This is a genomic window from Sporobacter termitidis DSM 10068, assembly GCF_900130065.1.
Taxonomy (GTDB): domain Bacteria; phylum Bacillota; class Clostridia; order Oscillospirales; family Oscillospiraceae; genus Sporobacter; species Sporobacter termitidis.
Genome location: NZ_FQXV01000001.1, coordinates 600354 through 621655, shown reverse-complemented (window position 1 = coordinate 621655; position 21302 = coordinate 600354). Strand labels below are relative to the sequence as shown.

General features: G+C 58.4%; 18 protein-coding genes. 17 read left to right on the top strand and 1 reads right to left on the bottom strand.

Annotated features, from left to right (window positions below; translation table 11 throughout):
• The first annotated feature begins 35 nt into the window (after window positions 1–35).
• Both fusA and tuf read left to right on the top strand, forming a co-directional pair.
• The gene (gene fusA / locus BUB60_RS02925) at window positions 36–2117 is read left to right on the top strand and encodes an elongation factor G (protein ID WP_073076115.1); all 2082 of its coding nucleotides are present in this window, start codon (window positions 36–38) and stop codon (window positions 2115–2117) included.
• Window positions 2118–2211: 94 nt separating this feature from the next.
• The gene (gene tuf, locus BUB60_RS02920) at window positions 2212–3414 is read left to right on the top strand and encodes an elongation factor Tu (protein WP_073076114.1); all 1203 of its coding nucleotides are present in this window, start codon (window positions 2212–2214) and stop codon (window positions 3412–3414) included.
• Window positions 3415–3511: 97 nt separating this feature from the next.
• Here the strand turns inward: tuf and BUB60_RS02915 are convergent, their stop codons facing one another.
• Window positions 3512–4336, bottom strand: a complete 825-nt coding sequence (locus tag BUB60_RS02915; RefSeq protein ID WP_073076113.1) for a DUF4830 domain-containing protein — start codon at window positions 4334–4336, stop codon at window positions 3512–3514.
• Between the two features lie 81 nt (window positions 4337–4417).
• On the opposite strand from BUB60_RS02915, the gene BUB60_RS02910 reads away from it, so the two are divergent.
• The 15 genes from BUB60_RS02910 (at window position 4418) to plsX (ending at window position 21273) form a co-directional block, all read left to right on the top strand.
• Window positions 4418–5140: a pseudouridine synthase gene (locus BUB60_RS02910; protein WP_073076112.1), complete on the top strand. Its 723-nt coding sequence runs from the start codon at window positions 4418–4420 to the stop codon at window positions 5138–5140.
• Between the two features lie 247 nt (window positions 5141–5387).
• Entirely contained in the window at window positions 5388–6479 is a 1092-nt protein-coding gene (locus BUB60_RS02905; protein WP_073076111.1) for a PucR family transcriptional regulator, read from the top strand.
• Between the two features lie 79 nt (window positions 6480–6558).
• Window positions 6559–7248 carry a cell division ATP-binding protein FtsE gene (gene ftsE / locus BUB60_RS02900; RefSeq protein ID WP_073076110.1) on the top strand — a complete coding sequence of 230 codons (690 nt, stop codon included), beginning with the start codon at window positions 6559–6561 and terminating at the stop codon, window positions 7246–7248.
• Window positions 7235–8122, top strand: a complete 888-nt coding sequence (gene ftsX, locus BUB60_RS02895) for a permease-like cell division protein FtsX (protein ID WP_073076109.1) — start codon at window positions 7235–7237, stop codon at window positions 8120–8122. Before ftsE ends, ftsX begins: the two co-directional genes overlap by 14 nt.
• Window positions 8123–8134: 12 nt before the next feature.
• A complete protein-coding gene (locus tag BUB60_RS20720; protein WP_073076108.1) occupies window positions 8135–9349 on the top strand; it encodes a murein hydrolase activator EnvC family protein in 1215 nt (404 codons plus the stop codon).
• 9 nt (window positions 9350–9358) lie between these two features.
• Window positions 9359–10543: a S41 family peptidase gene (locus tag BUB60_RS02885; RefSeq protein ID WP_073076107.1), complete on the top strand. Its 1185-nt coding sequence runs from the start codon at window positions 9359–9361 to the stop codon at window positions 10541–10543.
• Between the two features lie 272 nt (window positions 10544–10815).
• The gene (locus tag BUB60_RS02880; protein WP_073076106.1) at window positions 10816–11634 is read left to right on the top strand and encodes a hypothetical protein; all 819 of its coding nucleotides are present in this window, start codon (window positions 10816–10818) and stop codon (window positions 11632–11634) included.
• A 240-nt stretch (window positions 11635–11874) separates the two neighbouring features.
• Window positions 11875–12351: a transcription elongation factor GreA gene (greA, locus tag BUB60_RS02875; RefSeq protein WP_073076105.1), complete on the top strand. Its 477-nt coding sequence runs from the start codon at window positions 11875–11877 to the stop codon at window positions 12349–12351.
• Between the two features lie 18 nt (window positions 12352–12369).
• Window positions 12370–13869 (top strand): lysine--tRNA ligase, encoded by a 1500-nt coding sequence (lysS, locus tag BUB60_RS02870; RefSeq protein WP_073076104.1) that lies wholly within the window; start codon window positions 12370–12372, stop codon window positions 13867–13869.
• A 67-nt stretch (window positions 13870–13936) separates the two neighbouring features.
• Window positions 13937–14686, top strand: a complete 750-nt coding sequence (locus tag BUB60_RS02865; protein WP_073076103.1) for a TrmH family RNA methyltransferase — start codon at window positions 13937–13939, stop codon at window positions 14684–14686.
• Between the two features lie 71 nt (window positions 14687–14757).
• Complete coding sequence (locus BUB60_RS02860) at window positions 14758–15246, top strand: transposase (protein WP_073076102.1); 489 nt, start codon at window positions 14758–14760, stop codon at window positions 15244–15246.
• 33 nt (window positions 15247–15279) lie between these two features.
• Entirely contained in the window at window positions 15280–16512 is a 1233-nt protein-coding gene (dprA, locus tag BUB60_RS02855; RefSeq protein WP_073076101.1) for a DNA-processing protein DprA, read from the top strand.
• A gap of 80 nt (window positions 16513–16592) precedes the next feature.
• Entirely contained in the window at window positions 16593–18935 is a 2343-nt protein-coding gene (gene topA / locus BUB60_RS02850) for a type I DNA topoisomerase (protein ID WP_073076100.1), read from the top strand.
• Window positions 18932–20242: a methylenetetrahydrofolate--tRNA-(uracil(54)-C(5))-methyltransferase (FADH(2)-oxidizing) TrmFO gene (trmFO, locus tag BUB60_RS02845; RefSeq protein ID WP_073076099.1), complete on the top strand. Its 1311-nt coding sequence runs from the start codon at window positions 18932–18934 to the stop codon at window positions 20240–20242. The genes topA and trmFO overlap by 4 nt, the downstream gene beginning before the upstream one ends.
• A complete protein-coding gene (plsX, locus tag BUB60_RS02840; RefSeq protein ID WP_073076098.1) occupies window positions 20239–21273 on the top strand; it encodes a phosphate acyltransferase PlsX in 1035 nt (344 codons plus the stop codon). The genes trmFO and plsX overlap by 4 nt, the downstream gene beginning before the upstream one ends.
• Window positions 21274–21302: the final 29 nt, after the last annotated feature.

Sequence of the window (21302 nt, the reverse complement as noted above, 5' to 3'; positions counted from 1 at the left end):
CCAGAGACTACAGGAAACGATAAGGAGTGAGTAATATGCCGAGACAATATCCGCTGGGAAAAACACGCAATATTGGCATAATGGCTCATATTGATGCGGGAAAGACCACAACGACCGAACGTATTCTGTTCTATACAGGACGGACCTATAAAATAGGTGAAGTTCACGAGGGTTCCGCGACAATGGACTGGATGGAACAGGAGCAGGAGCGGGGTATCACCATTACCTCCGCCGCAACAACGTGTTTCTGGAACGACCACCGCATCAATATCATTGATACCCCGGGCCACGTTGACTTCACCGTTGAGGTGGAGCGTTCGCTGCGCGTGCTCGATGGGTCGGTGACGGTCATGTGCGCAAAGGGCGGCGTTGAGCCGCAGTCGGAAACGGTTTGGCGTCAAGCCGATAAATACCATGTTCCGAGGATGATTTACGTCAACAAAATGGACATCATGGGCGCGGATTTCTTTAACGTGCTCAAGATGGTCGAGGACAGGCTCAAGGCCAACGCGGTGCCTATTCAGCTGCCGATCGGCGCGGAGTCTGATTTCAGGGGGATCATCGATCTCGTTGAGATGAAGGCGGACATCTATTACGACGAACTTGGCAAAGACATGCGTGTCGAGCCGATTCCGGACAATATGCTGGAATTGGCAAATGAATATCATATAAAGCTCTTGGAGGCCGTGTCGGATTTCGACGAGGATATCATGGAGCGCTACCTTGAAGGCCAGGAGATCAGTGTCGAAGCCGTCAAGGCGGCCATCCGCAAGGCCACCGTCGCCGTGCAGATGATCCCGGTCGTCTGCGGTACGTCGTACAGGAACAAGGGCGTCCAGAAGCTGCTGGACGCGATCGTTGACTATATGCCGTCGCCGCTCGACATCCCGGACATCCAGGGCGTCGTTCCCGGCACGGACGAGGTCGATTCCCGTCCCGCCAGCGACGAGGCGCCGTTTAGCGCCCTCGCCTTCAAGATCATGACGGACCCGTATGTGGGCCGCCTGTCGTTCTTCCGGGTTTATTCCGGAACGGCGGAGGCGGGCGCCACCGTCCTGAACTCCACAAAGGGCAACAGGGAGAGACTCGGCCGCATCCTTCAGATGCACGCCAATCACCGTGAGGACATCAACATGGTGTACTCCGGCGACATCGCCGCCGCCGTCGGCCTCAAGAACACGACGACGGGTGATACGCTGTGCAGCGAAAAGGCGCCGATCATCCTGGAATCCATGGAGTTCCCGGAGCCCGTCATCCGCGTGGCCATAGAACCCAAAACAAAGGCCGGCCAGGAGAAAATGGGCATCGCCCTCAGCAAGCTCGCCGAAGAGGACCCGACCTTCAAGACGTATACGGACGAGGAGACAGGCCAGACGATCATCGCCGGCATGGGCGAGCTTCATCTGGAGATCATCGTCGACAGGCTCCTGCGCGAGTTTAAGGTCGAGGCCAACGTGGGCAAACCGCAGGTTTCCTACAAGGAGACGATTCGCGGCACCGCCGACGTCGACCACAAGTACGCCCGGCAGTCGGGCGGTAAGGGTCAGTACGGCCACGTCAAGATCATCGTTGAGCCCAACGAGTCCGGCAAGGGCTACGAGTTCATCAACAAGATCGTCGGCGGCGCGATCCCGAAGGAATATATCCCCGCTGTCGATCAGGGTATCCAGGGCGCGATGCAGGCAGGCATCCTAGCCGGTTACCAGGTCGTTGACGTGAAGGTCACGCTGTACGACGGCTCCTATCACGAGGTCGACTCCTCGGAGATGGCCTTCAAGATTGCCGGCAGCATGGCGTTCAAGGAAGCGATGCAAAAAGCCGATCCGATTTTGCTGGAGCCCATCATGAAGGTCGTTGTCACAGTCCCGGAGGACTACATGGGCGACGTCATCGGCGACCTCAACTCCCGCCGCGGACAGATCACCGGCATGGAGACGAGGAGCGGCGCGGCCGTGGTCAACTCGTTTGTGCCGCTGTCCACCATGTTCGGCTACTCCACGGACCTGCGTTCCCGCACCCAGGGGCGCGGCACGTACGCCATGGAGCCCAGCCACTATGTGGAGCTGCCCAAATCGCTGCAGCAGGAGCTCATTTCCGTCAGGAAGGCCGAAAAATAAAGATTGATAATTTCCGCAAAATATTGTAAAATACCGCATTACAAGGAAACGTTTATTTTTAAATTTAAATACTGTAAGGAGGAACCAACCCACCATGGCTAAGCAAAAGTTTGAAAGAACAAAGCCGCACGTCAATGTCGGCACGATTGGTCACGTCGACCATGGCAAAACGACGCTCACAGCCGCTATCACGAAGTATCTGTCATTCTCTGGCAAGGCGAAGTTTGAGGCTTATGACCAGATAGATAAGGCTCCTGAAGAGAGGGAGCGCGGCATCACGATCAACACGGCCCACGTCGAGTATGAGACGGAGAAGCGTCACTACGCCCACGTCGATTGCCCGGGCCACGCCGACTATATCAAGAACATGATCACCGGCGCTGCGCAGATGGACGGCGCGATCCTCGTTATCGCCGCCTCCGACGGCCCGATGGCTCAGACCCGTGAGCACATCCTGCTGGCGCACCAGGTTAACGTGCCGGCGATCGTCGTCTTCCTCAATAAGGTTGACCAGGTCGACGACCCCGAGCTCCTCGAGCTGGTCGAGATGGAAGTCCGCGAGCTGCTCTCCAAGTACGAGTATCCCGGCGACGACATCCCGATCATCAAGGGCAGCGCCCTGAACGCTCTGGCGTCCACGTCCACCGACACGAACGCCCCCGAGTACGCCTGCATCAAAGAGCTCATGGACGCCGTTGACAGCTATATCCCGACGCCGGAGCGCAAGTCCGAGCTGCCGTTCCTGATGCCCGTTGAGGACGTCTTCACCATCACCGGCCGCGGCACCGTCGCCACCGGCCGTGTCGAGCGCGGTAAGGTCAACATGAACGACAAGGTTCAGATCGTCGGCCTGATGGACGAGCCCAAGGAGACCGTCGTCACCGGCATTGAAATGTTCCGCAAGCTGCTTGACTACGCCGAAGCCGGCGATAACATCGGCACACTGCTCCGCGGCATTGCGAAGACCGACATCGAGCGCGGCCAGGTTCTGGCCAAGCCCGGCAGCATCAAGCCCCACACAAAATTCAAGGGCCAGGTTTACGTCCTTTCCAAGGATGAGGGCGGACGCCACACGCCGTTCTTCAACAACTACAGACCGCAGTTCTATTTCCGCACCACGGACGTTACCGGCGTTATCACCCTGCCGGAAGGCGTCGAGATGTGCATGCCCGGCGACCACGTCACCATAGATGTCGAGCTCATCACCCCCATCGCTATTGAAGAGGGTCTCCGCTTCGCTATCCGTGAGGGCGGCCGCACGGTCGGTTCCGGCGTCGTCACCGGCGTCAACGCGTAATCCGATCTCCGCATAAAAAAAGGGCATTGCCTTTAATGGCAATGCCCTTTTGGCAGTGTTGTCATGCTGTCAATTTCGTGCCGGCGCATCACACCGCTTAAGGTTCCAGTTCCTCCAGGGCCGACGCGTCCGACGTCAGCGCGCTCGTGTTCGCGTTATTCGGGTTTGCGGCGTTGTTCGGGTTTGTGCCCTGATTGCCGGCGTTGGGCTGCACTGTAGGCGCGGCGCCCTGGTTTCCGGCGTTAGGCTGCGCGGTGGGCGCAGTCCCCTGGTTTCCGGTGTTGGGCTGCGCTGTAGGTGCGGTCCCCTGGTTTCCGGCGTTGGGCTGCGCTGTAGGTGCGGTCCCCTGGTTTCCGGCATTGGGCTGTGCGCTGGGCACGGCGCCCTGGTTTCCGGCGGTCGGCAGGGCCGCGCTGGGCGCCGGCGACGACGGCAAGCCCTTGGGATACCTGAGGCCTACCATAAAGCCGTCCAGCGCGTTGGACTGGACGTCGCCGGCGATGACCTCATTCCTGTAGACGATGATATCCGCCACAACGTTTCCCGTGGTCTCGGGGTAGTTGAGCACCTTGTAGGTGTATCGCTTTGCCTCGATGCCCCCATACTTGGAAAGATCGAATCCCTGCTGCGTCTGAATCTCGTTGTATTTCGTGTAGACATCCGAAAATTCTCTCGGGATGACGACCTGCTGCTCCTCGAGCGGGTTCTTATCCACCTCCCAGCCCAGTGAATTCAAGTATTTGACGCGCTGATCGTTGTTTTTGACGACCGCGGAAAGAGCCGCCGTTTCTTTCGCATTTTTCGCATTTGATGATCTGCTGATGCTGCCCGCAATCAAAATGACGGCGATCAGCACGGCCGCGAGGATGAGTACTGCGAGTACGGCTTTCTTTTTGTTGAATTTAGCAGTGAAAATAAACATGCCATTCACCCCGTTACAATGTTGATACAGCTTATTCGCCGTTGTCCCGATATATGACATGCTTGCGTGCTGGAGGTTATTATGGAAAAATTGCGCCTGGACAAAATCATCGCCGACGCGGGAATCGCTTCCCGGCGGGAAGCGGCGCAGCTCATCAAAAGCGGCTTTGTCACCGTGGACGGCGCCCCCGCCCTGTCGGGCGCGGAGAAATACGATCCCGCGGCGTCCGACATTGCCGTCGGCGGCAGGCACCTCAGCTATAAGCGGTATCACTATTTTATGATGAACAAGCCCGCCGGCTGCGTCTCGGCAACCGAGGACCGGGAAGAAAAAACGGTGCTGGAGCTTTTGTCTGACAGTGACAGGCGACTTCGCCTGTTCCCGGCCGGACGGCTGGACAAGGACGCGGAAGGGTTTCTCATCCTGACGGACGACGGCGACTTCGCCCATCGGATCATCACGCCCTCGAAAAACATTTATAAAACATATTACGTCGAAACGGATGGCCGCCTTACCGGCGACGACGTCCGGGCGTTTTCAGGCGGCATCGTCCTGAAGGATGGGCTCAAATGCCTGCCGGCCGCCCTGGAGATCATTTCCTCAGGGGAGAAGAGCAGCGCCGCCGTCAGAATCCGGGAGGGGAAGTACCATCAGGTCAAGCGTATGCTGGCCTCGCGGGGAAAACCGGTCACCTATCTCAAGCGCACCGCCGTGGGCGGCCTGACGCTGGACGGCGGCCTGGCTCCGGGCGCGTACCGGGAAATGACGGCCGACGAGATCGCGTCGGTTTTCAGGGAGGCCTGAAATTTCAACCGCTCGAAAATTCGTTAATTTTTATGGTGACGGTATATAATAAGACGACGCTGTTTGTGTACATTTGGCATAATGGATGTGCTTCGATAACAAAAAATTAAAAATATTAACAAATTGCGTTGATTTTTCTATTGAAAAATGTTGGATAACAGTATATTATGTTACTATTGCAGGTATCGTCAAAATCACGAAAGCTCTCAATATACGGTAAACGAAGAATTATGGGGAGGACAATGTCATGTCCAGCAGAATCTTTCAGAGTGTTATTGTCCAAATGAAAGAAGCGACAAAGCGCCTGATCGGCGTCATAGATTCAGATGGGACCGTGGTCGCCAGCAGCGAGCTGGCCCTTGTGGGGTCAAACATCGGTGTTTTTCCGGCCGCCGCTGAGGAAACAGGAGACAAAGTCGTCAAAAACTTCGGCAGGACGTTTAAAATGCTGGGCAGCGTCGGCACTCAGTTTGATTACGCCGTTTTTGTGGACGGAGAAGATGACTTTGCCAAAACCATCTGTGTCATGGCGTATATCGCAATCTCCGAAGCGAAGATTTATTATGAGGAAAATCATGATAAATGCGCCTTCGTCAAAAACATCATTTCCGACAACATCCTGCCGGGCGACATTTATGTCCGCGCCAAGGAACTCCACTTTGTAACCGATATTCCGCGCGTCGTCCTCGTCGTCCGCCAGATCGGCAGGGCGGAGGTGGCGGCCATTGAGCTCCTGCAAAATCTCTTCCCGGACAAGCAGCATGACTTTGTTATCTCCGTCAGCGAGACGGACATCGCCCTCATCAAGGAAGTCACGTCCGCAGCCGATTCGAAATACGTCCTCAAGCTGGCGGCCACCATCGAGCACAAGCTCGGCGAGGAGCTGGGCCTGAAGACGGTCATCGGCATCGGCACGCCGGCCAAGCATCTCCGGGAGCTGGCCGACCGTTATAAAGAAGCGCAGGTCGCCATCGACGTGGGCAAGGTATTCGACACGGAGAAAACGATCATCAACTACGAAAATCTCGGCATCGGCCGGCTGATCTATCAGCTGCCGACGACGCTGTGCGAGATGTTCTTGTCCGAGGTGTTCAAGAAGAACCCGATCGAGTCGCTGGATCAGGAGACGCTTTACACGATCAACAAGTTTTTTGAAAACAACCTGAATGTTTCCGAGACGTCCCGGAAGCTGTTCGTCCACAGGAATACGCTCGTTTACAGGCTGGAAAAGATCAAAAAGCTCACAGGGCTCGACCTCAGGGAATTTGACCATGCCATCGTTTTCAAGGTCGCTCTTATGGTCAAAAAGTATCTCAATTCACAGGAATCGAAGTTTTAATCAGATAACGACTACGGGCGCTACGGGCAAGAGACAGCCATGTCTTTTGCCCGGATTGCGGATTTACGAGGTATATTAAATGGTTCAACTCATCGATGTTTTCAAAGCGTACGAAAATGGTACAAAAGCACTCAAAGGCGTTAATATCAAGCTCGAACCCGGGGAATTTGCGTTTTTGGTAGGCCCCTCCGGCTCGGGAAAATCGACGATCATGAAGCTCATCACCGGCGAAATCGCGCCGACGGATGGGACGGTGGTCGTCAACGGTTTTAATCTGGTCAATATCAAAATGTCCAAAATGCCGTTTCTCCGGCGGTCGCTCGGGGTCATCTTCCAGGACTTCCGGCTGATCCAGAAAAAGACGGTTTATGAAAACGTGGCCTTCGCCATGCACGCTGTCGGCGCCTCCCCCAGGGAGATACGCAAGCGCGTCCCCTATGTTTTAAATCTTGTGGGCCTTGACCAGAAGGCGAAGATGCGGCCCTTCGAGCTCTCGGGCGGCGAGCAGCAGCGCGTTGCCATCGCCAGGGCGCTGGTCAACAACCCCAGCCTCATCGTTGCCGACGAGCCCACAGGCAACTTAGATCCCGCGCGCAGCCTGGAGATACTTATGCTTCTTCAGAAAATCAACGAGCTCGGCACGACAGTCCTTGTTGTTACCCACGAGAAGGCGCTTGTCGATGCGTTCTCACAGCGTGTCATCGCCATTGACAACGGCAGAATCATCAGTGACGGAATGGACGGGTATTACAGTTATGAAGAGGTATAACACCGGTTACTACATAAGGGAAGGCGTCAGCGGTATCTTTGCGCACGGGTTCATGTCCTTTGCCTCCGTCTGCATTATCGTCGCGTGCCTCATCATCATGGGCAGCTTTTCCCTTTTATCTTTCAATGTCAGCTCGATCATCGGCCAGTTTGAAAAGGACAACGTTGTGATCGCCTACGTCAGCGACAGCCTGTCGGAGGATCAGGCGCGGGCGCTCCAGAGCCAGATCGAGGCCCTGCCCAACGTGGAGTCGGCGCAGTTCACCACCCGCGAAGAGGCAATGCAGAAGTTCGAGGGCAACTTTACGGACAAGTCCCTTTTTGAAAACATCGACTCGTCCGTCTTCCGCCACAGGTTCTACGTCTATATGCAGGACATCTCGCTGACGGAGCAGACGACGAATGATATTCGGGGCGTCAGCGGCATCGCGGAGGCCAACTCCAACCTCGCCGTGGCCCAGGGGTTTGTGACGGTGCGGAACATCGTCAGGATCGTGTCGTTCGTCCTGGTGGCCATCCTCCTTGTCATTTCGCTGTTCATCATGTCCAACACGATCAAGCTCGCCACCTTTGACAGGCGCGAGGAGATTGCCATTATGAAGATGGTCGGCGCCACCAACGGCTTTATCCGATGGCCGTTTGTGTTCCAGGGCTTTATCCTGGGGCTCGCCGGCGCGCTGGTCGCGTTTATTGCCCAGTGGATACTTTACACGGTTTTTGCAAATATGCTTCTCAAAAGCAACGCGATGAGCTTTATCACGGCAGTTCCGTTTTCATCGGTGGCGATACCGATGTTCGCTGTCTTTATCGCTCTTGGGTTCGGTGTTGGTGTCGCCGGGAGCGCAATGGCAATCAAGAACTATCTGAGAGTCTGACGGAGGTGCGTTATGACTAGAAAATGGGTAATCCGGATCGTCGCGATCCTGATGGCACTCATTATGGCAATGTCCGTTTTGTATGTGGTCGTCGGCAGCCTGACGGCGGCCGCCGTGACACAAAGCCAGATCGATGCGCTCAAGCAGCAGCAGAAAGAGTACGAGAAGAAGAAAAATGAGATCCAGTCGGAGATCAACTCGCTGCAATACCAGCAGAAGTCGGCGCTGGAGCAGAAGGGCGTTCTCGATAATCAGATCCAGCTGACGCAGGACGAGATCGACAATATCAACGATCAGATTGCCCAGTACGATCAGCTTATCTCCCAGAAACAGGGCGAGCTGGAGCAGGCGCAGGCCAACGAGGACGCACAGTGGGCCAAGTACAAGCTCAACCTGCGCACGATGGAGGAAAACGGCACCATCTCCTACATATCGGTCATCTTCAGGGCCAACAGCTATTCCGACCTCCTGGCGCGCCTCGACTTCGTCCGCGGAATCATGCAGTACGACATAAAGATTTACGATCAGCTCCAGGCGGCCAAGGAGGCCAAGATCCAGGCCAAAAGCGCGCTGGAGGAGGCAAAGGCGGGGCAGGAAGCCGACAGGCTGGAGCTGACGCAGAAGGAAGCGGACCTGGAGAAGCAGCTCGACGCTTCTACGGCGCTCCTGGCCAAGCTTGCTGAGGATATCGATACGGCGAAGGATCTTTACGAAAAGCAGAAGGCCGAGGCCGACAAGGTCCAGAGCGATATCAATAAGAAGGTTGAGGAGCTCAAAAAGCAAAACCAGGGGCCAGGGGCCGTGAAGGGTACCGGCAGCTTTATCTGGCCGACGCCGAGCAGCACGCTCGTCACGTCCCGCTACGGGACGCGCGTCCATCCGATTTATCATGAGTACAGGACGCATACGGGCGTCGATATCGGCGCAAAATACGGAGCGAGTATTGAAGCCTCCGACAGCGGTACCGTCATTATCGCAAAATACAGCTCGTCTTACGGCAACTACGTGGTCATCGACCACGGCAACGGATATACGACGCTGTACGCCCATATGAGCCAGATCCTCGTCAAGTCCGGCGCCAAGGTGCAGCAGGGCGCCGTCATCGGCAAGGTGGGCGCCACGGGTGACGCCACCGGTCCGCATCTGCATTTTGAAATCTCCCAGAATGGCAGCCGGATCAATCCGCTTCAATTTTTCACAAATTATACTTTATCCGCAAGTGCATAGGATATAGCTATGAAAAAACAAATCGGTTTGAAAACCGCTGTGGCGCTGATGCTTCTGGCATCAGCGCTCACATGCGTTTTGCTGCTCGGCGGGCTGTGGCTGTACTTCGGCGGCGGCCTTTTGAGCGATATCCGGACGTATGCCGCCCTCCGGCGGGATATCGGCGAATATTACATCGGCGACTATAAGGACTCCGACGTGACCGAGGCCGCGCTCAGCGCCACGGTGACGGCGCTGGGCGATAAGTGGTCGTATTACATGTCGCCCGAGGATTATCAGAAATATATCAATTCCTCCAACAATCAGTATTCCGGCCTCGGCATCAGCGTGAAAACGGACGACGCCACCGGCGGGATACTGGTCGTCAGCGTCTATGCCGGTTCCTCGGCTTCGGCGGCCGGGATCGTCGCCGGCGATATTATCACCGCCATTGACGGCAAGGACATCACCAAGCTGGCGCTTTCCGACGCCACCGCCCTTGTGGACCGGCAGATCGGCCAGACCGTGCGCCTCACCGTCCTCGGGACGGACGGCAAAACGCGGGAGGTGAGCGCCGAGTACGCGCTGATCGACACAAACCCCGTCAGCTATAAGCTGCTGGAAGGCGCGATCGGCTATATCGCTATCAGGAATTTTGACGGCGGCGCGGCTGAGGAATTTATCAAGGCCGCAGACGACCTTGTCGGTAAGGGCGCGACATCGTTTATCTTCGACGTCCGGAACGACGGCGGAGGAAAGGTGTCGGAGCTCAAAAAAATACTCGACTATCTGCTGCCGGAATGCGATATTTTTGTCTCCGTCGAGAAAGACGGCAAAGAGGACGTCTCCAGGTCGGACGCGGATAACGTCAAGCTGCCCGCCGTGGTCCTCGTCAACAGCTATACCTACTCGGCGGCGGAATACTTCGCCGCAGCGCTGCAGGAATATCAGTACGCCACCGTCGTCGGCCAGCACACGACGGGCAAGAATCGCTCGCAGATCACGCTGGAGCTGCCGGACGGCGGCGCCCTGCACATTTCCAGCGGCGAATACCTGACCCCGCGCCGCGTAAGCCTGACGAAGCAGGGCGGCATCGCGCCGGACAAGGACGTCGCGCTGTCGGACAGCGACAACGTCCTGCTCTATAACGGCCAGCTGGACAGCGCCGGCGATACGCAGCTTAACGCGGCGATACAGCTCCTCGATAAGGCATAAAGCGGACAATCCCGATCATATATTCATTCGTAAAGCCGGCATTTGGATTCCCGCCTGCGCGGGAATGACAGGTGGGAGAGGCGGGAATGATGCCTCGGTGCGAATGATGCTGTGTGGCGCAACGCTGCGTAGCAGAGGACGCTATAAGGCAAATGATGCTGTGTGTGGCGTATGCTGCGCGGCAGAGGACGCCTCAGGGCGGACGACGCTGTGATGGTGTAATGCTGCATGGCAGAGAGGATGCCGGGGCGGAGGTATGATCGGAGGAGCGCATGATATGTCTCATCGGCGCGGAGGAAACGGCCCGCGCCGGGTGGTGGCGGCGGCTGCGGCGCGCGGCTGCGCATGACAAAGGCTTCAGCGCCGGCGACGAGGTCGTGCTGGGCGTCCGGATGCTTCGGGCCGTCATTGAAAGCTCACCCGGGATGAAGCCGGAGGCGCTCCGGAAGCGCATCAAAAATGCCGCGGAATGGATGCGCGCCAGGCGCGTGCGGCAGGTGATATTTGCTAAAAACTTCCCGTATAGAGCGCTCGTTCTGCGGGAAGGCTTTGATGAAATGGACGGTGGGGCGCTGTGGGAGGCCCTGGCCGGCAGGATCGCCGCCCGCTTCGGCGGCGACAGCCATTGCGCCGCGCTCTTTGCGGGTCGGCTGACGATGGCCGTGCTGCGGACCCTGACGGAGCTCTGCGCGTCGTTCAAGTATCTCATGGTCACCACCGAGACGGGCAGCGGCCGCGAGTTCGACGCGCTGCGGCGGCGTACAGGCGTCTCCGTTATCGAGCAGCCGACGGACCGGCAGCTGAGTCGCGCCGACGTGGCCGTCATTTTCGGCCCGCAGAAGCGCCTCGTCGTTCTGCCGCCCGAGTGCGTCGCGCTTGGGGTCGGGGCGGGCGCGCTGGAAGGCGTTCTGTTCGGGCGGGCCGTCTCGGAGCTGACGCTCGGCCTGACGGATGAAAGAGAGAGCGAGCTCCCGTCCGGCTTCCCCCGTGACGTTCTTTTTTCCGCGGCGCTGAACGCCGGGACGCTGCAGCCGGAAGATATTGTCATCCAGGATGTGCGGCTGACGGCCGGCCCGCGCCGGGACTCTTGACAAAAATATAAGTATTTACTATAATGAGTGCTCATATACGGCAGTTAATTTTTTGAAATCTGCGCAATGAAAAGCGCACTTCTTCAGTTATATTTTTGGCGCGCATGTGTCGGTTTTCCGACACGGTATTTTTTTAAATCTATATCGACAAGAAAAATTTACCATGAATGAGAAGCGGCCGGGCAGGTCAAAGGCGATGGTCTCCGGCACCGCGGGTTCAAATTCGAAAGGATGGTGGCTATGGCTAAGGAAACAAGATACAAAATGAGTGAGGAGCGTCTTCAGGAATTAAAAGAGGAGCTCAACTATCTTGTGACCGTCAGAGAGAAAGAGGTGGCCGAGCAAATCAAGGAAGCACGGTCCTTTGGCGACCTTTCTGAAAACAGCGAATACGACGAGGCGAAAACGGAGCAGGGCAAGCTGTACTCAAAAATAGCCGAGATTCGGAATCTGATCGATAACGCCGAGATCATCACCAAAAGCGATGAGACGGACAAGGTCGGCATCGGCAGCATCGTCACCGTCAGGGACTGCGAGCTGAATGCGGAGGAGACGTATCAGGTGGTGGGCTCGCAGGAAGCGGACCCGATCACCGGTAAAATATCGGACGATTCGCCCTTCGGCCGGGGGCTTATGGGCCACAAGATCGGCGACACGGTGGAGGTGGAAGCTCCGGCCGGAAAGCTGCAGTTTGAAATACTGAAGATTGACAAATAAAACGCGTGAGGGGTTATTATGGCGGATGAGATTGAAGTAGGGGCAGAGCAGGAGCTTTCGGAGCTTCTGCAAATCAGGCTCTCCAAGCTGAAGAAGCTTCAGGAGGAGGGCCGGGACCCGTTCTGCGTGACGAAATTTGCCCGGACGGCTTTTACGGCGGACGTCCTTGAGCATTTCGAAGAGATGGAGAATAAGGACGTTTCCATGGCGGGGCGCGTTATGGCCAAGCGTGAAATGGGCAAGGCGATCTTCGCCGACCTGCTGGACGACAAAGGCCGGATTCAGCTGTACATCAGGCTCAACGACGTGGGAGAGGAAGCCTTTTCCGATTTCAAAAAGGGCGACATCGGCGACATCGTCGGCCTGAGCGGCTTCGTTTTCAGGACGCGTATGGGCGAGGTGTCGATCCATTGCAAGGAACTGAAGCTCCTTGCCAAGTCCCTGCGCCCTCTGCCCGAAAAATTCCACGGGCTTACCAGCACCGAGCTCAAATATCGCCAGCGCTATGTGGACCTCATCACGAATCCGGAAACGCGCCGCACCTTTGAGATCCGCAGCCGTTTTGTCCGCCATGTCCGCGCGTTTCTCGACGGCCGAGGTTATATGGAGGTGGAGACGCCCGTCCTCAACACCATTTCCGGCGGGGCCACCGCGCGTCCGTTTGTGACACATCACAACACGCTGGACATCGATATGTACCTGCGCATCGCCACCGAGCTGCACTTAAAGCGCCTGATCGTCGGCGGCATCGAGCGCGTTTACGAGATCGGCCGCATCTTCCGCAACGAGGGCATGGACACCAAGCACAACCCGGAGTTCACCACCGTGGAGCTGTACGAGGCGTACGCCGACTATCACGACATGATGGACCTCTTCGAAGCGCTCCTGTCCAGCGCGGCGCTGGAGATCCTCGGCACGTATAAGACGCCCTGGCAAGGCGAGGAGCTGGACCTGACGCCGGGCTGGCCGCGCCTGAGCATGGCCGCGGCCGTCAAGCAGTACACAGGCGTCGACTTCATGTCCTTTGACAGCGTGGAGGAGGCCGTAAAGGCCGCCGCGTCTATCGGGGTCAAGATGCCGGACGGCAAGGCGCCATCCTGGGGAGACCTCCTGTACGAGTGCTTTGACCAGCGCGTGGAGGACAAGCTTATTCAGCCGGTGTTCATCATCGACCATCCCGTCGAGGTCTCGCCGCTGGCCAAGCGTAAGCCGACGGACCCGCGCCTGACGGAGCGCTTCGAGCTCTTTATCTGCCGCAACGAGATGGGCAACGCTTTCTCCGAGCTCAACGACCCGGTGGACCAGAAGCAGCGGTTCCAGCGTCAGGTCCAGCTCCGAAGCGCCGGCGACGACGAGGCCGGCATGATGGACGAGGATTATATCAACGCCCTGGAGTACGGCATGCCGCCCACGGGCGGGCTCGGCATCGGCATCGACCGCTGCGTCATGATGCTGACGAACAACGCTTCCATCCGGGATGTGCTCCTGTTCCCAACGATGAAGCCAATTGAAGAGTAAATAACAAAAGCTGCGGCTTTAAGGGCGACCTTACTGCCACAGCTTTGTTTGTGTAGAGGTTTTGGACATGACTGAAATAAAAAGCCGAAAAAACCCGCTGATCGTCCACCTGAAAAAGCTCGGCGCCGACGGGGATTACAGGCACGAGCGCGGCGAGTTCCTCTGCGACGGCGAAAAGCTTTTGCGGGAGGCCGTCCAAAACGGCGCGGAGGTCCGGGCCGTCCTCACAAGCGCCGGCACGCCGCCCTGGCTGCCGGACGGCGTGCCCGTATACGCCGCCGGCCAGGACATCCTCGCGTCCGTCTCGCCGCTGAAAAATCCGCAGAGCGTCCTTTTCTCCTGCGCGGCGCCCGCACCGGGAGGGGAGCCTGCGGCGGAAGGCGCCGTGCTCGTCCTTGAGAACATTCAGGACCCCGGCAACGTCGGCACCGTCCTCAGGACGGCCAACGCCCTGGGTATCGGTACCGTCGTCCTCACCGGCAGCTGCGCCGACCCTTATAACCCGAAAACGATCCGCGCCACAATGGGCGCCATCTTCCGGCAGCGCATCCTGACCCTCAGCTTTGACGGTGTCGCGGCGCTCAGGACAGCGCGCCGCCGCCTGTACGGCGCCGCGCTTGCCCCTGACAGCAGGAATATCCGGGACGTCGCACTTCATAACGCCGCCGTCGTCATCGGCAGCGAAGGCCGCGGCCTGTCGCGGGAGATGCTTGGCTTATGCGACGAGAAAATCATCATCCCCATGTCCCCCGGCAGCGAATCTCTAAACGCCGCCGCCGCCGCCGCAATCGTCCTGTGGGAAATGGCCCGCCAATAGAGGTATCAGACTTCGTCCGTGCATAGAAAGTGCTATAGCGTAAAATGAGTATACGCGAGGTGGGATTACCAATGGAAAAGCTTCCAAAGAGAAAGCACCCAAGACTGAAGAACTTTGATTACAGCGAAAACGGATACTATCATATAACAATCTGTACGTATAGCAATCTTCCGTTGCTGTCTCAAATAACAGTAGGACGGGGGCTTGCTCCCGCCGAAACCATGTTGACGCCGCTGGGTAGAATCGTTGAACAGCAATTGCTCGCATTACCGGAACGGTACCCTAATGTTATGATCAGTAAGCGTATTATTATGCCGACACATATCCATGTCATTATGGTTCTGCAGGAGAGTACGGCGGCGGGAGCAAGCCCCCGCCCTACGATTTCGGATATTGTGTGCGCGTATAAATCCATTTCAACAAGGTTATGTAATGAACAAGAAAAAATAGCAGGCCGGAGGCTCGCTCTGGTTGACGCCACCGGGTATAATTGTTATAAAGGGTGGCAGAGGGGGCGGGCCCCTGTCTTACCGTTTCTGATGTTGTCACGAACACAATAAAAAGAATACGTTACAGAAAGAGAGAGAAGCGCCATGGCATCGCTGAAGTATTGGGTGTGGCTGTCCACGAGGCCGGGAGTCGGGGCCGGGGCGGCAAACCGGCTTTTGGAGTGGTTCGGCACGCCGGAACAGGTTTTTTTCGCGGATGAAAAATCATATGCCGATATTCCCAGCCTGAGGAAAAACGATCTCGCGGCGCTGGGTGACAAGAATCTGCTGGCGGCCAAAAAGGCGCTGGAGGCTTGCGAGGAAAATGGGTACAGGATCGTCACGCTCTTTGACGGAGACTACCCGGCGCGGCTGCGGAACATCCCCGACCCGCCGGTCGTCCTCTATGTCAGGGGCCGCCTTCCTGTGATGGATGAGGAAGCCGCCGTCGCCGTGGTCGGCACGCGCAGCTGCACGCCCTATGGGACAAAGGCCGCCGAAAGGATGGGCTACGAGCTGGCGCGGCATGGGTGCCTTGTCGTTTCCGGCCTTGCCAGGGGCGTCGATTCGTGCGCCGCGCTGGGCGCACTGCGGGCCGGCGGGCGCGTCGTCGGCGTCATCGGGTCGGGGCTGGACATCGTCTATCCGCCGGAGAACGGCCAGCTGTTCGAGGACGTGGCCAGCACCGGCGCGATCATCAGCGAATACGCGCCCGGCACGCCTGTGGCCGGCGAGCATTTTCCGCAGCGGAACAGGATCATGAGCGGTGTTTCCGTCGGCGTGGCGGTCATTGAGGCCCCGCTGAAAAGCGGTGCGCTCATCACGGCCTCCCACGCCCTGGAGCAGGGCCGCGATGTCTTTGCCCTGCCGGGAAACGTCGATTCCCCGGCGTGCGAGGGCTCGAACAGGCTCCTCAGGGAGGGCGCCGTTCCCGTGATGTCGGGAAAGGATATCGCCGAGGAATACGAGGGCCTGTACCCCGATAAAATCCAGTTCGGGCGGGAAAAAGTGCCCCTCGGCGCACAGCAGGCGGAGAGACTCGTCGCCGGCGTTTCCGCCAGAAAGCGTCAGAAACCGGCAAAAAAAGAGATTGACAACGATAATACCGTGGAATATATTGACTTGGTAAGATTGAAGGAACGGCTCAGTGCCGATGAATTCAGGATTATTTCGGCGATCGGCCCGCACGCAAGGCATATCGACGAGATCATCGGGGAAAGCGGCCTGAGTGCCGGCGCCGTCCTTTCGGCGCTCACGATGCTGGAGCTGGACGGCTATGTGGAGCAGTCCAAGGGTAAATATTTTAAGTTATTGTATGAAATAAATAAAGTTGATTGAATACAGAGCCGTGGGGGCGATTGACAAATCGCCCGAATCCGGCGGCGTGATTTACATATTTTGAAGTGAGGATCAACCGGATGGCAAAAGCAAAAACCAATCTCGTCATTGTCGAATCTCCGGCCAAAGCAAAAACGATCGGCAAGTATCTCGGCAGCGACTATAAAGTGACGGCGTCCATGGGGCATCTGCGCGACCTGCCCAAGAGTACGCTGGGCGTCGATATCGAGCACGGCTTTTTACCGAATTATCAGCCCGTCAAGGGCCGCGAGGAAACGATCAGCGAACTGAAGTCCGCGGCGAAAAACAGCGCCCGGGTCTACCTCGCGACCGACCCCGACCGCGAGGGAGAGGCGATTTCCTGGCACCTGAAGGAGCTCCTGGGCCTCAAGGACGAGGAGGCGTACCGCGTCACCTTTAACGAAATCACCAAAAAGGTCGTGCGCGACAGCATCGAAAGCCCGCGCGCCATCGACAAGGACCTGGTGGACGCCCAGCAGGCCAGGCGCGTTTTGGACAGGATCGTCGGCTATAAGCTGAGTCCGTTTTTGTGGCGGAAGATCAAGCGCGGCCTGTCCGCCGGGCGCGTCCAGTCGGTGGCCACCAGGATGGTGACGGACCGGGAGGATGAGATCCGCGCCTTCGTGCCGGAGGAATACTGGCTTCTGGACGTGGACCTCTCGCGCACTGTCAAGCAGGGGCGGTTCAAGGCGGGCTTCCACGGCCGTGAAGACAAGAAGATGGAGCTCACCAGCGAGGACGAGGTGAAAAAAGTCGTCGCCGCCGTTGAAAATTCACCCTTTACGGTAGGTAACGTCAAGCGCTCGGAAAAGAGAAAATCTCCGTCGCCCCCGTTCATCACCTCCACGCTGCAGCAGGAGGCGTCCCGCAAGCTGGGGATGACGCCGCGCCGGACGATGTCCATCGCCCAGCAGCTGTATGAAGGCATCGACATCGAGGGCGAGGGCACCGTCGGTCTCATTACCTATATGAGAACCGACTCCCTGCGCATCTCCGAGGAGGCGCTCAGCGACGCGAAGACGCTGATCACCAATCAGTACGGGCCGTCGTATTATCCCGGCAGCCCAACGCGGTACAAGACGAAAAACACGGCGCAGGACGCCCATGAGGCTATCCGGCCCTCCAACGTTTTTATCACGCCGGACAAAATCAAAAACAGCGTGACCAGCGACCAGTATAAGCTTTACCGGCTCATCTGGAGCCGCTTTATATCCTGCCAGATGACGAGCGCCGTTTACGACAGCGTCACGGTCGATGTGGTATCGGCCGGCTATGTGTTCCGGGCCACGAACTCCGTCGTCAAATTTTCCGGCTTTACGGCCGTCTACGAGGAAGGGCGCGACGACGACAGGGAAGAAAACAATTCCCCGCTCCCCGACCTGGAGGAGGGCGAGCCCCTAAAGCTGGAGGACATCAAAAAGGAACAAAAATTCACCTCTCCGCCCTCCCGCTATACGGAGGCCACGCTCATCAAGGCGATGGAGGAGACAGGCGTCGGCCGCCCCAGCACCTACGCCCCGACGATTTCCACGATCCTGGACCGCGAGTACGTCGTCAAGGACGGGCGCAATCTCCGCCCCACGGCGCTGGGCGAGGTCGTCACGGGCCTCATGAAGGACCGTTTTTCCGACATCGTCGATCTGAAATTCACCGCCCGCATGGAGGAGTCCCTCGACAGCATTGAAAAGGGCGTTCGGGACTGGCAGAGCGTGCTGGCCGATTTCTACGGCGGCTTTGCCGCGTCTATCGACAGCGCCGAGACCGCCCTGGAGGGCGAGCGGATCAAGATCCCGGACGAGTTGTCCGACGAGATATGTGACCGCTGCGGACGGCAGATGGTCGTCAAGGCCGGGCGGTTCGGTCGGTTTCTGGCCTGCCCAGGTTACCCGGAATGTAACTTTACCAAGCCCCTCGTCGTCGAGATGCCGGGCCGGTGCCCGAAGTGCGGCAGCAGGATTCTCAAGCGTACATCGAAAAACGGCTACACATATTACGCCTGCGAAAAGCTCAAGGAGTGCGGCTTTATGACGTGGGACGTCCCTGTGAAGGAAAACTGTCCCGAATGCGGCCAGACCCTGTTCAAGAAATCGGGCCGGGGCTTCAAGAAGCCGTTCTGCATCAACGAGGCCTGCCCCAACTTCCTGCCGGAGGACAAACGCGGCTACAAAAAGAAGACCGAGACCGGGGAAACGGCCGAAGCGCCGGCTTCTGAGGATAAAAAGCAGCCGGCCAAGCCCGCGGGCAAGGCCGCCGCGAAGCCCGCGGGCAAGACCGCCGGGAAAAAGGCCCCCGCCAAGGAGAAAAAAACCGCCAAGAAGACGGCCGCAAAACCGAAATCCGCGCCGGCGGCCGGCAAGAAGAGCGCCGGTAAAAAGACACCGGCGGCCGGCAAAGACATATGAGCGTCACCGTTGTCGGCGCCGGGCTCGCCGGATGCGAGGCGGCCTGGCAGCTTGCCGCGCGCGGTATCCCGGTGCGGCTTGTGGAAATGAAGCCCGCCAAGAAGACGCCGGCCCACGTGTCGGACGATTTCTGCGAGCTCGTCTGCTCCAATTCTCTCCGAAGCGATGAGCTGACGAACGCCGTCGGGCTTTTGAAGGAGGAAATGCGCCGCCTGGACAGCCTTGTCATGTCCTGCGCCGACGAGACGCGCGTCCCGGCGGGGGGCGCGCTGGCCGTGGACAGGGCGGCGTTCGCCGGGCGCGTCACGCAAAGGCTGCTGGCGCATCCGCTCGTGTCGCTCGTGTCACGCGAGCAGCTGGAGATTCCGGAGGGGCGCGTCATTATCGCCACGGGGCCGCTGACGTCGGACGGGTTCACCGCCGCCATCGGCGGGCTTTTGGGCTCGGAGAAATTTCTGAGCTTTTACGACGCCGCCGCGCCGATCGTCGCCTTTGAGAGCATCGATATGGACAGCGCTTACTTTGCCTCCCGCTACGGAAAGGGTTCCGCGGACTATGTCAACTGTCCGATGACAAAAGAGGAGTATCTGGCGTTCCGCCAGGCGCTTTGCACCGCCGAGGAAGCCCACGTGCACGGCTTTGAGGACGCTGGCGTCTTTGAGGGGTGCATGCCCATTGAGGTGATGGCCCGCCGGGGCGAGGACACCATGCGCTTCGGGCCGCTCAAGCCCGTGGGCCTCGTTGACCCCAAAACGGGGAGGGCGCCTTACGCCGTGGTGCAGCTCCGGAAGGACAACGCCGCGGGAACGCTGTACAACATCGTCGGGTTCCAGACGCACCTGAAGTTCCCGGAGCAAAAGCGCGTTTTTTCCATGATCCCGGCCTTAAAAAACGCGGAATTCGCCCGCTACGGCGTCATGCACCGGAATACTTATCTCGATGCGCCGCGCCTTTTGGACAGGTACTACAGGCTCAGGACGGCGCCGCGCGTCAGCTTTGCCGGGCAGATGACCGGCGTGGAGGGCTACGTCGAGTCGGCGGCCTCCGGCCTGCTGGCGGGACTTGAGACGGCGCGGGAGCTCCAAGGGCTGCCGGCCGCCGACTTTCCGGCCGAAACGGCGCTCGGCGCGCTGGCGCTCTACGTTTCCGGCGGCTCGGTGGGCGAATTTCAGCCGATGAACATCAATTTCGGCATCATCAGCCCGTTGCCGTACAAGGTCAAGGGAAAGAGAAACAAGAACCAGGAGATATCAAAGAGAGCCCTCGATATCATTGACGGATATCGGGTGGGAGGGGATATGCAATGAAAATCATCATCGACGCCATGGGCGGCGACAACGCGCCGGACGAGATCGTCAAAGGTGCCATCGAAGCCGCCGAGGCCTTCAATATCGAGATCATTCTGACGGGCAAGGGCGAGGAGATCCTCCGGAGCGTCCAGAAGATGGGCAGGACGGAACTGCCGAAGGGGATCGAGATCGCCCACGCCGACCAGGTCATCGCCATGGACGAGGACCCGGTGACGGCCATCCGGGAAAAGAAGGACTCCTCCATGCTCGTGGGGCTCAACATGCTCCGCGACGGCCTGGGCGACGCCATGGTGTCCGCCGGCAGCACCGGCGCGCTCCTGTCGGGGGCGACGCTTGTCGTCAAGCGCATCCGCGGCATCCGCCGCGCGGCGATGGCCCCCGTCCTCCCGGTGGGCGACAAGGGCATTGTCCTCATCGACTGCGGGGCCAACGCCGAGTGCACACCGGAATACCTGTTGCAGTTTGCCTTCATGGGGTCGTTTTACGCCGAGCACGTTTTGAAGATAAAAAAGCCACGCGTCGGCCTTTTGAATATCGGCACCGAGTCCATCAAGGGGACGGACCTGCAGATCGAGGCCTATCGCCTCCTGGAGGAGGCCTCGAAGGACGGGGCGCTGAACTTTGTCGGCAACGTGGAATCCAAGGGCGTCATGTACGGGGAGTGCGACGTGCTTGTGGCCGACGGGTACACCGGCAACATTCTCCTGAAGTCCATCGAAGGGACGGCCTCCTTCCTGCTGAGAGAGATCAAGGGCGTCTTTATGAAGAACGCCGTGACGAAGCTGGCGGCACTGCTGGTCAAAAAGCACGTCAGGAGCCTCCGGGAGCGGATGGACGCCGACAAGGTCGGCGGCACGGCGCTGCTGGGTATCTCAAAGCCGGTTATCAAGGCCCACGGCTCGTCCGGTGCCGCCGCGCTCAAGAACGCCGTGCTGCAGGCGATGACCACCGTCGACGCCCATATCGCGGAGGAGATTCAGAGCAATATCGAGCGCATGAAAATCGAAGAAAAAGCAGAGAAAAATTAATTAAGAATACGGCGCTAAAAACTGTTGAC